The organism is Bhargavaea ullalensis, from assembly GCF_042432615.1.
GTDB classification, from domain to species: Bacteria; Bacillota; Bacilli; order Bacillales_A; family Planococcaceae; genus Bhargavaea; species Bhargavaea ullalensis.
Window position 1 is genome coordinate 63,839 of the sequence record NZ_JBHLWY010000006.1, and the last position, 13,388, is coordinate 77,226.

Here is a 13,388-nt window from a genome sequence, read left to right on the forward strand (position 1 = left end):
TCCAAATGAATCCCCCGCTTCCCCGGCAGGTGCCGGCGGCTCATTCCGTTCGTTTCCTGAATGCGGCGACGAAGAACCCGTCGCCGCCGAAATCCTGCGGCAAAACCTGGAGCATCCCGTCTTCAAGGCGAAGCCCATCCGGAAGGACATTGCCCAGTCCGAGCTTCTCCATGTCCGGGAATGCTTTAAGGAACCTTGCGGCCGTTTCCCTGTTTTCTTCCCGGTCCACCGTGCACGTGCTGTAGACGAGGATCCCGCCCGGCCTCAGCAGCTTTTGGGCCTCGCCGAGCAGGCTCAGCTGGATGTCCGGCAGGCCGCTGATGTCCTGTTCGGATTTTGCATATTTGATGTCCGGCTTGCGCCGGATCACTCCCAGGCCGCTGCACGGGGCATCCACCAGGATCCGGTCAAATGAACCCGGTTCCAGTTCTCCGGACAGTTTCCGGCTGTCGGCAGTGCCGGTCCGGATGCTGCGGAGCCCGAGCCGTTCCGCGTTCTCCTCGATCAGCTTCACTTTGTGCGGATGGAGATCATAGGCGAACACTTCGCCCCGGTCGTCCATCAGTTCCGCGATATGCGTTGTTTTCCCGCCCGGTGCGGCGCACATGTCGAGCACCCGCATACCGGGCTCTGCGCCGAGCGCCATCGCCGGCAGCATCGAGCTTTCATCCTGGATCGTGATGAGGCCTTCGCTGAACGCCCGGCTTCTGGCCGCATTGCCGCCGCTGATCCGGACGGCGCCGGGCACGACCGGGCTCGCCTGCGCCTCAAAGCCGTCTTCGCGGAGCGACGAAAGAGCTTCTTCCGCACTCCCTTTCGTCCGGTTCACCCGGACCGTCTGGACGGGCGGCGTGTTGTTCGCGGCCGCCATACGCTCTGTTTCCCCGCGTCCGTACTGATCCGCCCATCTGCGGATGAGCCATTCCGGGTGGCTCGATTCGATTGAGACCCGTTCCGTCCAGTCCCGGATTTCATCTGTGCCGGGAACGCCGTTGCGGATCACGGCACGCAGGACGCCGTTCACCATGGAAGCGATTCCTTTGTGACCGCGGCGCTTGGCGATTTCCACCGACTCGTTGACGACTGCGTGGTCGGGAATGCGCTCAAGGTACACGAGCTGGTAGACGGACAGCCGCAGCAGTTCGCGCACCCAATCCTCAATTTTTCCCCGGATGAACGGTTCCAGGTAATAATCCAGCGTCAGTCTGTGCTGCAGCGTGCCGTAGGTCAGTTCGGTCAGAAGCGCCCGGTCCTTCGCATCCAGCTTGTAATCTTCGATTGCCCGGTGCAGGAGCAGGTTGCTGTAGGCCTGGTCCCGGCTCACCGCCATCAGGATATCCAGCGCCGCGTCCCGGACAGATCCTTGGCGTTTGCCGTCTCTCCTGCGGCTCATCCGAACCGCACTCCTTCGGCAAGCGAAGCGCCGGCACCGTTCAGGAACCCGGCTGCGTCCATCCGTTTTTTGCCGGACGGCTGAAGCTCCGTGATGCGCAGGGCATGTCCGTCGCCGGCCTGGACGGTGATTGCCCCGCCTTTGACGGAGATGACTTCACCCGGTTCCGCCCCTTTCCTTCCCGGAACGGTCTCCGAGCGCCAGATCTTCATCGTTTTTCCTTCATGCTCTGTGAAGGCGCCCGGCCACGGCCGCAGTCCCCGGATCTGGTTGTGAACGGAAGCGGCCGGCATCGACCAGTCGATCTTTTCCTGCTCCCGCCCGATGTTGCCGGCGAACGTTGCCCTGGAATGATCTTGCGGGATCCGGTCATTTTCGCCGGCCACGACGGATGGCAGCGTTTCTTTCAGGAGCCGCGTCCCGGCTTCGGACAGACGTTGGAACAACTCTCCCGTGTCATCATCCGGACCGATCGGCACGCGGATCTGGGAGATGATGTCGCCGGCGTCCAGTTTTTCCGCCATGTACATGATCGTGACGCCCGTCTCCGTGCAGCCGTCGATGATCGCCTGGTGGATCGGTGCACCGCCGCGGTATTCCGGCAGGAGCGAGGCATGGACGTTGAGGCAGCCGAGCCGGGGGGCATCGAGTAACTCGTTCGGCAGAATCTGTCCATATGCCGCCGTGACGACGAGATCAGGCGCGAGTGCAATGATTTCGTCCAATTCTGTTGAACCCCTCAGTTTTTCCGGCTGGAGGACGGGCAGACCGAGGCGGAGCGCCTCTTCTTTCACGGGAGGAGGCGTCAGGATCCGCTTTCTCCCGACGGGGCGGTCCGGCTGCGTGACGACCGCCGGCACTTCATAGCCCTCTTCGATGAGCATGCGGAGAACGGGCGCCGAAAAATCAGGCGTGCCCATGAATATGATGCGGGTCATTCGCTCCCCTCCTCTTCGGCCGCCATTTCTTCCAGTTCCTCTTCGGTCACGATGCGGATGATTTTCGAGTCAAACAGAACTCCGTCGAGGTGGTCGATCTCATGCAGGATCGCCCTCGCCTCATAATCCTCCGCCTCCAGCTCGTACCAGGAGCCGTCCCGCTCCTGTGCATGGACCTTCACATGAAACGGGCGCTCCACTTCACCGTACAGTCCCGGAAAGCTGAGACACCCTTCGATGTCCGTCTCGGATCCCCCGGTTGCCACAACTTCCGGGTTGATCAGCCAGATCGGATCCTGGCCTTCTCCGAGGTCGACGATCGCCGCACGGATCCCTTCCCCCACCTGGGGTGCCGCTATGCCGATGCCGTCCGCCTCGATCATCGTTTCATACATGTCATCGAGCAGCGCATGCAGTTCCGCGCCGAAATCAGTCACCGGTTTGCACGGCTTGCTCAGGATCGGCGACGGGTGTTCCACTATTTTCCGGATTGCCATTTGAACATTCCTCTTTTCCGCTTAGCCGGCTCATGAAATGGAAGAAGGGTTCATATCGATCGACATGAGGAGCCCTTCCTTCATCCAGGTGTTCCGGTAAATCTGCACGAGATCCGTCAGAACGCCGGCCAGCTTCGGTTCTTTTTTGTATTTTATCAGACATTGATAGCGATATCTATTGTTCACGCGGGCCACTTCCGATGCGGTCGGACCGATGATGAGCGAGTCCGGTCCCAGCTTGTCCGTGAGCCAGGCGACTGCTTTTTGAGCCCTGTCCGACACAGTCATCAGGTCCTCATGGGAAAAGCGGATGAGCGTTATATAGTAGAAAGGCGGATAGGAGAATCGTTTCCGGTTGGCCATCTCGATGCCGTAGAACGGCTCGAACGCCTGGTCCTTGGCCAGTTCCACCGCATAATGCTCCGGCGCGTAGGTCTGGATGTACACTTCGCCCTCTTTTTCATGCCGCCCGGCGCGGCCGCTCACTTGGGTGAGCAGCTGGAATGTCTTTTCGGCGGCACGGAAATCGGACAGGCGCAGCATCGTATCGGCCGAAAGCACTCCGACAAGGGTGATGTTCGGAAAGTCCAGGCCTTTTGCAATCATCTGCGTCCCGAGCAGAATGTCGGCCTCCCCTTCGCCGAACTGCCGGAGCAGCTTTTCGTGGGAGCCTTTCTGCCGGGTCGTGTCCACATCCATCCGGAGCACGCGCGCCTCGGGCAGGAGTCGGTGAAGCTCCTCCTGCACTTTCTGTGTCCCGGTGCCGAAAAAGCGGATGTGTTCGCTTCCGCATTCCGGACAAGTGAGCGGGACTTGCTCTTCGTGTCCGCAGTAATGGCACTGCAGCCGTTCGGTCGCCCGGTGGTACGTCAGCGAAATGTCGCAGTTCGGGCACTGGACGGCGGTTCCGCAGTCCCGGCAGAGGACAAACGACGAATAGCCTCTTCTGTTCAGGAACAGAACGGTCTGCTCACCCTTTTCCAGCCGGTCCCGGATCGCCTCCGCCAGCTCGACGGAGAACATCGACCGGTTGCCGTTTTTCAGCTCCTCCCGCATATCGACGATCCGGACTTCCGGAAGCGGCTGCTGCTTTGCCCGCTCCGTCAGGCTCAAAAGCGTGTAGACGCCCTTGTGTGCCCGGGCGAACGATTCAAGCGACGGGGTGGCGCTCCCGAGGATGACCGGGCAGCCGTGCATTTTTGCACGCCGGATCGCCACATCCCGCGCATGATAGCGGGGGCTGTCTTCCTGCTTGTAGCTCGATTCGTGCTCTTCATCGAGGATGATGACCCCTATATTCCTGAAGGGCGCGAACACCGCGGATCTCGCGCCGACGACGACCTTGACTTCACCGCGCTGGATTTTCCGCCATTCATCGTATTTCTCTCCGGCGGACAGCCCGCTGTGCATGACCGCCACGAGCGGGCCGAACCGTTTTTTGAAACGGGAAGTGATCTGCGGTGTCAGCGAAATCTCCGGAACGAGGACGATCGCTTCCTTTCCCTGCTCGAGCACACGTCGGATCACCTGCATGTACACTTCCGTTTTGCCGCTTCCCGTGATTCCGTGGAGGAGGAACGTTTCTTCCCGGCCTTCGTCGGCAGATGCGGAAATGCGGCCGACCGCATCTGCCTGCTCACCGGTCAGGACGACCGGATCGCCGGCCGCCTCCGGCAGAAGGCCGACTTCCGGCTTCCGGTACACTTCCACCTGCTCCTCGGCCGCCGCGCCTTTTTCGATGAGCGCCCTGACGGTCGCACGCGTCGTGCCGGTCATTTCCATGACGTCACGTGAAGGAATCGTTTCACCTGCATGCGACTGCAGCCATTCCAGCAGTTCCGCCTGGCGACGGGCCCCTTTTTTCACCAACGCATGGACATGATCCAGTTGTTCAGGCCCGGCAATTACAAGAACCCGTTCCTTTTTGACCGCTGTCCGCTGACGGATCGCCGTTTCGATGGAGACGGCCCCTTCTTTTGCCAGCCGTTTCAGTGCCGGCAGCATCGGTTCGGGGAATTCCTTCACGGCGACTGTTTTCCGGCTGCCGACAAACCGGGCGACCTCTTCTCCCAGTTGCTCCGCCCGGATTATGTGGATGACCTTTTCGTATTTTGCCCGCAGTGCGGACGGAAGCATCACCTGCAAGGCATCGATTTCAAAGCAGAGTGTCGTCTCCCTCATCCAGTCGGCAAGCTCCAGCATTTCCGTCGACAGGACGGGCTCCAGGTCGAGCAGTTCGTCGACCGGCCGCAGCTTGTTCACCGGAACATCGCTCGTGTCTTTGAATGCCGTGACGAACCCGAGCACTTTCCGGTTGCCGAACGGAACCTTCACGCGTGCGCCGCGTTCGATCACCGCCTCCATCCGTTCGGGGACGATATAGTCGAACGGCCGGTCGACAGGGTGTGCCGATACATCGGTGATCACTTCAGCGATCATCCCGGGCACCCCCGAAAATCCGTTCGAGCAATTTCATCGCAAGCGCTTTTTTGTCCATGGCCGGGAACGGAACGGCCGTGCCGTCCCTGCCAAACAGTGTGACGACATTCGTTTCGCTGCCGAAGCCGCCGGCAGGGTCCGTCACGTCGTTGGCGATGATGTAATCCAGATTTTTGCGCTCCAGCTTGCCTCTCGCATATTCTTCGACACGGTCCGTTTCCGCCGCGAATCCGATGAGACACTGGTGATTCTTCCGCCGTCCGAGCGTCTTCAGGATATCCGCCGTCCGTTCAAGCTCGATGAGAGAATCGCCTTCCTGCTTTTTCATCTTGCCGGCATGGACGGTCTTCGGCCGGTAGTCGGCGACGGCCGCCGCCTTGATCACTGCATCGGCCGAGTCAAATTCCGCAAGGACGGCCTCCAGCATGTCCTGTGCGCTTTCCACCCGGACCGCCCGGACTCCCACAGGGACTTCCAGCTCGACGGGACCGGTCACGAGCACCGTTTCGGCGCCGAGTGCCGCTGCGGCTTCCGCCATCGCATAGCCCATTTTGCCGCTTGAGAAATTCGAGACATAGCGCACCGGATCGATGCGCTCCCGCGTCGGCCCGGCGGTCACGATGACCTTCTTCCCTTCAAGAATCTGCGGAAGGTCTTGTTGGCCTTCTTCCCGGAAGCGGGCTTCCACAAGCTCCACGATGCGTTCGGGTTCTTCCAGGCGCCCTTTTCCGACATAGCCGCAAGCGAGGAATCCCTCCGACGGCTCGATGAAGCGGAAGCCGTCTTCATGCAGCCGGCCGATGTTGCGCCCGACGGCCGGATGTCCGTACATATGCACATTCATCGCAGGGGCGATCCACACTTCCGAAGTGGCTGCGAGCAGCGTCGTCGTCACCATGTCGTCCGCAATCCCGTTTGCCAGCTTACCGATGACATTGGCGGTTGCCGGGGCGACGATGACGAGGTCGGCCCAATCCGCCAGGTCGATATGGGCGACGACGGACGGATCTTTTTCATCGAACGTATCCAGATACACATCATTTCTCGACATGACCTGAAAGCTGAGCGGATTGACGAACCGGGTCGCGGATTCGCTCATGATCACTTTCACATCCGCCCCCGCCTGCGCCAGCTTGCTTGTGAGTGCCACGGCTTTGTATACGGCGATGCCGCCCGTCACACAAACGAGGATCTTTTTGTTTTTCAGCATTCCGCAACTTCCTTTCAGAATGAAAACTCCCAAAGAACGAAGATTCTCGGGGAGTTTTCATTGTCGCTATGTTTACATCTCGTCTTCGTACTGGACGTTGGCGTCTGCGGCTTCCTTTGTCAGGACCCCTTCCGCCACTTCCTCAAGTGCCATGCCGACGAACTTTTCGGCTTCGTAGTCGCCGAGCAGGGGATTGTTTTTTTCCTGCAGCTCCCGCGCCCTCTTGGATGCGATGCTCACCAGGGTATATTTTGAGTCGATCTGGCGTTTCAGCGAATCGATTGACGGATAAAGCATGGTCATCGGATCATTCTCCCTCCAACATGAGTTTATAGCGTTGTTCCACACGGGACCGGCGGCAGTGCTCGGCCGTGATGATCGCGTTGACGCGGTCGCAGGCCCGGCCCACTTCGTCATTTTCCACGACATAATCATACAGATGCATCATGTCGAGTTCTTCCCTCGCTTTTTCCACGCGGGATCGGATGACCTCGTCGGTCTCGGTCCCGCGCCCGATGAGCCGCTGCTCGAGTTCGGAAAGATCCGGCGGAGCCAGGAAGATGAAGACGCCGTCGGGCATTTTCTCGCGCACTTTCGCCGCGCCGACGACTTCGATCTCCAGGAACACGTCGCGCCCCGCCTCGAGCGTCTCATTGACGTAGTCGAGCGGAGTGCCGTAATAGTTGCCGACATATTCAGCGTACTCCAGCAGCTTCCCCTGCCCGATGAGCCGCTCGAACTCCTCCCGTTCCTTGAAGAAGTAGTCCTTGCCGTCCACTTCTCCTTCCCTCGGCTTCCGGGTTGTCATCGAAATCGAGTATTCGTAGTTGGTGTCCGGCTGTGAAAACAATTCTTTGCGCACCGTGCCCTTGCCGACGCCGGAAGGCCCCGACAGGACGATGAGCAGGCCGCGTCCTTTTTTCATAAACGATTGATCCCTCTTCAATTCATTGTCCGCCTCACACAGCCCGGACCTTGCCGGTTGTGCTGCGGGAATGTTGTCGTTGATAGAAGCAATTATACCATATTCATCCCCCTGAATGCTAAAATGGGAACAAACGCAATGAAAGAGGCAAAACAGATGGCATTTGACGGTTTATTCACCATGGCAATGACAGCGGAGCTCCAGCAGCTCACCGGCGGGCGGATCTCCAAGATCCAGCAGCCGAACCTGCAGGAAATCCTGTTTACAATCCGGGCGGCACGGACCAACCACCGGCTGCTCGTCTCGATCCACCCCTCCTATTCCAGGATCCAGCTGACCGATGAGCCGGTCGACAATCCTGCACAGCCCCCGACTTTCTGCATGTTCCTGCGAAAACATCTGGAGGGCGCAGTCATCACGTCGATCCGGCAGCCCGGCGCAGACCGGATCGTCACGATCTCGGTCCGGGGCCGTGATGAGATCGGTGACGACACCGAGCGGGAGATCCACGTGGAAGTGATGGGCCGGCACAGCAACCTGATCCTGACCGATCCGTCGCGCAACCTGATCCTCGACAGCATGAAGCACCTCCCGCCGTCCGTGAACAGCTACCGGACGGTCCTGCCGGGCCAGCCGTTCGTGCCGGCACCGCCCCAGGACAAGCTGGATCCTGCCGGGGCGGACGACGGGGAGATCTTGGGCGTCCTCGGCGGGGCCGGCAATCCCGGTGACATTGTCCGCAGCATCGCCGGATTCTCCCCACTGCACGGCCGGGAGCTGCTTTACCGGATTCGGAATCTGACTCAGCAAGAGCAGCTGGCCGCCTACCGTGCCTACATCGGCGAGTTCCAAAAAGGCGGCGACTGCCCGAATTTGTGCGAGTCCGGCGGAAAAACGTTCTTTTCGGCCAACGAACTGCTGCACCTGGACGGCGAAGTGCGAAGGTTCCCTTCCTTGTCGGCGCTGCTTGACAAGGTGTATCACGCCAAGTCGGAGCGGGACCGGGTCAAGCAGCAGGCGGGCGACCTCGAGCGCTGGCTGCAGAACGAAATTGCGAAGCTGAAAAACAAAATGGTCAAGCTCCGCGCCGAGCAGGAACAGGCCGGACGCCTGGACCGCCATCAGCTGTACGGCGAGCTGATCACCGCCAACCTGTACCGCGTCAACAAAGGCGATGCGGTGCTGGACGCGGTCAATTACTACGACGAAGAAGGCGGGACGGTTGAAATTCCGCTTGACCCCCGTCTCACTCCGTCGGAGAATGCCCAGAAATACTACTCAAAATACAACAAGGCCAAGCATGCGCTCATCAAGATCGCAGAGCAGCTCGAGCAGGCCGGGGAAGACATCGGCTATTTCGAATCGTTGCTCCAGCAGGTGATCCAGGCATCCGCCTCGGACATCGACGAAATCCGCGATGAGCTGGCCGAACTCGGCTATATGAAGGCACGCAAGTCGAAAAAGAAGAAAAAGGACGCGAAACCCGCTCCCGAGTCGTTTGTGTCTTCAAGCGGCATTCCGATCTCCGTCGGAAAAAACAACAAGCAGAACGATCACCTCACGTTCAAGACTGCCGGTCGCAGTGACACGTGGCTGCATACGAAAGACATCCCGGGCTCCCACGTCGTCATCCACTCCAAGGATCCGGACGAGCAAACGATCCAGGAGGCCGCATCGCTTGCCGCCTGGTTCAGCAAAGCACGGGAATCTTCCTCGGTGCCGGTCGACTACACGGAAATCCGTCATGTGAAAAAGCCGAACGGAGCCAAACCCGGATTCGTCATTTACTTTGAACAGAAGACGATCTTCGCCGATCCGGACGAGGACCTCGTGAAAAAGTTAAGAAAGTAACCTAAAAGACGTTCCGTCCGCCAGCTGAAACCGGTGGTGCGGAACGTCTTTTAGGTTAAAGCGGGTGAAGGGCCTCTGTCCGGTTGAAAAAGACGAAGCCGTCGTATCTTTGCCCGACACGAGAGGAGACAAAATTGCCGTATGCCTCAAACTCAGGGTTGTAGACGACACCGATCGCACGGTGGCCGGTCCATCCAGAGAACAGCCGCCGGTTTTCTTCATCAAACAACAGAACTCCGTCATCACCGAGCGCCGCGTGGCATTGCCCTTCCCACGTGCCCAGCTTGGCCGGCGGCACCGTCATCCGCTCAAAGGGAAGCCCCCATTCCTCCGCGGCGATGACTGATCCGGCGTACGTGCCGAAGCCAAGCGCAAACACCCGGTCCTTTCCGTACCGTTCGCGCACAAGCTGTCCGAGATTGATCATGCCGTCCCGGTTCATCGAAGTTTCGGAAGCATCGCCGACATGGGTATTGTGCGCCCAGATGATGACTTTTGTGCCGTTCCCGTGATGATCGATGAGGCCGGCCGCCACTTCCGCCATGTGGGTGTCCCGGATGTTCCAGGAGACTGCGTCGTCCTGCAGCATCGAGCGGTAATACTCTTCCGCATTTTTCGCGACGAGCGCATTCATTTTCAGGTCAAGGTCCCCTTCGGTTCCGTTTCCGTCCCGCTCTTCGCGCACACGGATGGAAGCAAGCAGATCTGCCACTTCCCCGATGCACTCATCCGTGAGGCGCGCGGCCGAAAGCGCATAATGCTCCGGCATCCGGTTGTACGGTTCAAAGCAGGAAAACGCCTTGCGGGCCTTATTTAAATCCACCCCGTAGGAAGGGCGCGACTCCAGGAACCCCAGAACCTCATCGATCGATTCATACAGGCTATACAGATCGAGCCCGTAGAAGCCCGCTTTTTCGCCATCCGCCCTGGTTCGGTTTTCCTCCCTCATCCATTGCAGGAAATGCTCCGCTTCACGGTTCGCCCACATCCACTCCGGCCAGCGCACGAACGAAGCCTTAAGCATCGCGCCGGCCGAACTGTACGCGGAGAGGCCCCTGACGTATCGGTTCACCTGCTGCGCGGACGGCCAGTCCCCTTCAACCGCGACGACCGTAAAGCCCTTTTCCCGGATCAGCCGCTTCGACAGCTCCGCCCTCAACTCGAAGAACTCCGCGGTGCCGTGCGATGCCTCCCCGAGCAATACGAGATCCGCCTCTCCCGCCTCTTCGACCAGCCTGCCGATGGACGTCTCGTCAAGCGGCAGCGCATGCTCCCGGATGGCCTTCATCAGTTTTTTCGGCACGCCCGATCCCTCCTCTTATCCACAGCCTACCCTCACTTCAGGTTCGAGAATCGTCAGCCTGTCATCTTTCCGCTCAATGTCCATGCCTCCAAGCAATCTGTTCATACGTTATAGAGAATCAGATTGCGGCTAAACAAGAAAGGATGACCAGCGATGACAAGACGAGTGAATCCGGCCGATCCGTCGACGATTCCGAAGTTCGTCGACGGACTCCAGAAACCGCCTGTTGCACAGCCAGTCGCCAACAGGGAGTATCCCGGCGGCCAGTATTATGAACTCGAAATGAAAGAGAACCTGCACCGGTTCCACCGTTCGTTCCCGGCGACCTCCATCTGGGGGTACAACGGCCTTCTTCCGGGCCCGACAATCGAGGCCAGAAAAGACAGGACGACTCATGTAAAATACTTGAACCGGCTCCCCGAGGAGCACTTTCTCCCCATTGACCGGACGCTACATTCCTCATTTGATGCACCGGACGTGCGGACCGTCGTCCATCTGCACGGCGCAAACGTTGCCTGGGAAAGTGACGGACATCCGGAGGCGTGGTACACGAAAGACTATGAGTTGACCGGACCGAAGTTCACGAAAGCCGTCCACTCCTACACGAATCACCAGCCCGGTACCACTCTTTGGTACCATGACCACGCCATGTCCCTCACCCGCCTCAACGTATACGCGGGCCTTGCCGGCTTTTATCTGCTGCGGGATGCGCTTGAAGACCGGCTCGGACTTCCGGGCGGCGACTTTGAGATCCCGCTCATGATCCAGGACCGTTCGTTCAATGAAGACGGCAGCCTGTTTTATCCCGATTCCCCTCCGTTTCCGGTGACGGTCCATCCGTCCATCACGCCGGGCGTGCTCGGCAACACCATCACAGTGAACGGAAAAGTGTGGCCGCATCTATGCGTAGAGCCGAGAAAGTACCGGTTCCGCATTCTGAACGCCTCCAACAGGCGGCCCTATATCCTGAGCCTGTCAAACGGCGCCGTGTTCCACCAGATCGGAACGGACGGCGGATTTCTTGAGGCACCCGCGGAACTGGCATGCATCGAGCTGCTGCCCGCGGAGCGGACGGATGTCATCATTGACTTCTCCGGCATGAACGGACAGTGTTTCGAGCTCATCAATGAAGACACTGAATTCCCTCCCGATGAGCACACAGGCGTCGTCATGCAGTTCCGCGTATGCCTTCCGCTGAGCGGAGAAGATACAAGTCGGATTCCCGAAACCCTCAGACCCGGCATGGAACTCAATGAAGAGCTTGTCCAGGTTGTCCGGGACCTGCCGCTCACGGCTTCGACCGATGAATACGGCCGGCCGATGCTCATGCTCAATGACCGGATGTATCACGATCCGGCTTCCGAAAAGCCGGCGCTCGACAGTATGGAGAAGTGGAATTTCTTGAACCTGACGCCGATCCAGCACCCGATCCATGTGCACCTTGTTCAGTTCAAGATTTTGGGGAGACGCCCGTTTGATACGGAGCTATTTGAGAGTGAAGGCATCCTCAAATGGACCGGACCGTTCGAGCCGCCGCGTGACTATGAACGCGGATGGAAAGATGTCGTCAAAGCCGATGTCGGCAAAATGACCTCGATCCTTATGCATTTCAAGGAACACGCCGGCCACTATATTTGGCACTGTCACTTCCTCGAACATGAAGACCACGACATGATGCGCCCGGTCACGGTCATCGAAGACAGTCATCCGATGTTGCCTCCCCCGCTGCAGCACGAAACCGGGCAGTTGCAGGAAAATCCGGATGGTCCGCCGGATGTGCCGGTTGCCGACGAACCCGTAACCGAAGCGACCCCGCCGGAGACGGAAAACCGGACGGACGGCGACGGAGAGCCGGAGCTTGAAAAGAGTTTCCGGTCCTGCCGGGAAGCGGCGGGCAAGCTCGCGCCAGAAAAGATTCCGTGCGGAAAACCCCTGGATCCGAATCGGACTGAGGGCGAGGCGGATACCCCGGCGGACGCAAGGCCCGGGTCAACGCCTCCCGCCATGCAGCAAAAGCGCAGGCGACGAAGAAGAAGGAAAAAATATTGAGCGGACACAAAAACCGTACGACGGAAAGCTTTGCTTCCGGCCGTACGTTTTTTTTGCTTGTGTCCAGTTCTCCCTGTGAAAGTTTTAGTCAGAAGGGGAAGAAATACGCAGAGCGTTGCTGTCCAACGCTTCGCTTTTGGACGCAGTCAGAGCGTTGCTGTCCAACGCTTTGCTTTTGGACGCAGATGTCTTAATCTTCGTATTGCCGCCGGCTGAGGCGATTCCAGCGGTAAGCGAGCGGATTTCTTTGTCTGATTAGAGTTCTTGGACACAATCCAAGTGCTGTCCGGGATGAGTGGAATCATTGAGGCTGTGAGTGAGCGCGTTGACGAGGTGAGTGGAATCATAGACGCCGTGAGTGAGCGCGTTGACAGGGTGAGTGAATTCATGAAGCGTGGCTGTCCAACGCTTCGCATTGTCCGCGACGATCAATGCACCGGGAACCGCCAGCCGGACCCAAATAAGTAGCCCTCTTGACACTTTCGCATTTCTCAATGACATGGAAGAAGCCGCTTGACTTAATGCGCTTGGAGCCGATTGAAGCGGAGGGACCGAGACACCTGCGGGAAAAGCGTTCGTCGAAGCCCCCGCAGAGCGAAGCTCGAGGAGGCTGAGGCGACGCCCGCGGTAAGCGAGGGCCCGCAGCGGAATTCCGAAGGTTATTCAGGAAAAGGAAAAACTGCAATCAAAAGAGCATAGGCTCATTTCGTCTGCAGTGATTAAACTCGTTGATGTATCGCTAACCGGGACAATCAGTCGGTTAAACATAAATACTGCAGTCAA

General features: G+C 58.9%; 11 protein-coding genes. 2 read left to right on the forward strand and 9 right to left on the reverse strand.

From position 1 onward, the window contains the following. Positions 1-40: 40 nt before the first annotated feature. The 7 genes from rsmB to gmk all read right to left on the reverse strand — a co-directional run bounded on the left by rsmB (position 41) and on the right by gmk (position 7,402). Positions 41-1,393, reverse strand: coding sequence for a 16S rRNA (cytosine(967)-C(5))-methyltransferase RsmB (gene rsmB, locus ACFFIY_RS01745; RefSeq protein WP_354196221.1), 1,353 nt, complete (start codon positions 1,391-1,393; stop codon positions 41-43). Then, positions 1,390-2,331 carry a methionyl-tRNA formyltransferase gene (gene fmt / locus ACFFIY_RS01750; protein WP_354196219.1) on the reverse strand — a complete coding sequence of 314 codons (942 nt, stop codon included), beginning with the start codon at positions 2,329-2,331 and terminating at the stop codon, positions 1,390-1,392. The genes rsmB and fmt overlap by 4 nt, the downstream gene beginning before the upstream one ends. Further along, positions 2,328-2,828, reverse strand: a complete 501-nt coding sequence (gene def / locus ACFFIY_RS01755; RefSeq protein WP_354196217.1) for a peptide deformylase — start codon at positions 2,826-2,828, stop codon at positions 2,328-2,330. The genes fmt and def overlap by 4 nt, the downstream gene beginning before the upstream one ends. A 30-nt stretch (positions 2,829-2,858) precedes the next feature. Then, complete coding sequence (gene priA, locus ACFFIY_RS01760; RefSeq protein ID WP_354196215.1) at positions 2,859-5,267, reverse strand: primosomal protein N'; 2,409 nt, start codon at positions 5,265-5,267, stop codon at positions 2,859-2,861. Continuing rightward, positions 5,257-6,477, reverse strand: a complete 1,221-nt coding sequence (gene coaBC, locus ACFFIY_RS01765) for a bifunctional phosphopantothenoylcysteine decarboxylase/phosphopantothenate--cysteine ligase CoaBC (protein ID WP_354196213.1) — start codon at positions 6,475-6,477, stop codon at positions 5,257-5,259. The genes priA and coaBC overlap by 11 nt, the downstream gene beginning before the upstream one ends. A gap of 72 nt (positions 6,478-6,549) precedes the next feature. After that, positions 6,550-6,774 carry a DNA-directed RNA polymerase subunit omega gene (gene rpoZ, locus ACFFIY_RS01770; protein ID WP_354196341.1) on the reverse strand — a complete coding sequence of 75 codons (225 nt, stop codon included), beginning with the start codon at positions 6,772-6,774 and terminating at the stop codon, positions 6,550-6,552. A 10-nt stretch (positions 6,775-6,784) separates the two neighbouring features. Then, positions 6,785-7,402, reverse strand: a complete 618-nt coding sequence (gmk, locus tag ACFFIY_RS01775; protein ID WP_354196211.1) for a guanylate kinase — start codon at positions 7,400-7,402, stop codon at positions 6,785-6,787. Between the two features lie 156 nt (positions 7,403-7,558). Between gmk and ACFFIY_RS01780 the strand changes: the two genes are divergently transcribed. Next, a complete protein-coding gene (locus ACFFIY_RS01780; protein ID WP_354196209.1) occupies positions 7,559-9,253 on the forward strand; it encodes an Rqc2 family fibronectin-binding protein in 1,695 nt (564 codons plus the stop codon). 55 nt (positions 9,254-9,308) lie between these two features. On the opposite strand, the gene ACFFIY_RS01785 is transcribed toward ACFFIY_RS01780, so the two are convergent. Then, on the reverse strand, positions 9,309-10,556 hold the full coding sequence (locus ACFFIY_RS01785) for an erythromycin esterase family protein (protein WP_354196207.1): 1,248 nt from the start codon (positions 10,554-10,556) through the stop codon (positions 9,309-9,311). A 153-nt stretch (positions 10,557-10,709) separates the two neighbouring features. Between ACFFIY_RS01785 and ACFFIY_RS01790 the strand changes: the two genes are divergently transcribed. Continuing rightward, complete coding sequence (locus ACFFIY_RS01790; RefSeq protein ID WP_354196205.1) at positions 10,710-12,605, forward strand: multicopper oxidase family protein; 1,896 nt, start codon at positions 10,710-10,712, stop codon at positions 12,603-12,605. A gap of 255 nt (positions 12,606-12,860) precedes the next feature. Here ACFFIY_RS01790 and ACFFIY_RS01795 read toward each other — a convergent pair whose 3' ends face one another. Next, positions 12,861-13,106, reverse strand: a complete 246-nt coding sequence (locus tag ACFFIY_RS01795; protein ID WP_354196203.1) for a hypothetical protein — start codon at positions 13,104-13,106, stop codon at positions 12,861-12,863. Between the last annotated feature and the right edge of the window lie 282 nt (positions 13,107-13,388).

Excerpts from the sequence above, each read along its gene's own strand:
- rsmB (WP_354196221.1), bottom strand. The coding sequence starts at position 1,393 with ATGAGCCGCAGGAGAGACGGCAAACGCCAAGGATCTGTCCGGGACGCG.
- fmt (WP_354196219.1), bottom strand. The coding sequence starts at position 2,331 with ATGACCCGCATCATATTCATGGGCACGCCTGATTTTTCGGCGCCCGTT.
- def (WP_354196217.1), bottom strand. The coding sequence starts at position 2,828 with ATGGCAATCCGGAAAATAGTGGAACACCCGTCGCCGATCCTGAGCAAG.
- priA (WP_354196215.1), bottom strand. The coding sequence starts at position 5,267 with ATGATCGCTGAAGTGATCACCGATGTATCGGCACACCCTGTCGACCGG.
- coaBC (WP_354196213.1), bottom strand. The coding sequence starts at position 6,477 with ATGCTGAAAAACAAAAAGATCCTCGTTTGTGTGACGGGCGGCATCGCC.
- rpoZ (WP_354196341.1), bottom strand. The coding sequence starts at position 6,774 with ATGCTTTATCCGTCAATCGATTCGCTGAAACGCCAGATCGACTCAAAA.
- gmk (WP_354196211.1), bottom strand. The coding sequence starts at position 7,402 with ATGAAAAAAGGACGCGGCCTGCTCATCGTCCTGTCGGGGCCTTCCGGC.
- ACFFIY_RS01780 (WP_354196209.1), top strand. The coding sequence starts at position 7,559 with ATGGCATTTGACGGTTTATTCACCATGGCAATGACAGCGGAGCTCCAG.
- ACFFIY_RS01790 (WP_354196205.1), top strand. The coding sequence starts at position 10,710 with ATGACAAGACGAGTGAATCCGGCCGATCCGTCGACGATTCCGAAGTTC.
- ACFFIY_RS01795 (WP_354196203.1), bottom strand. The coding sequence starts at position 13,106 with ATGTCATTGAGAAATGCGAAAGTGTCAAGAGGGCTACTTATTTGGGTC.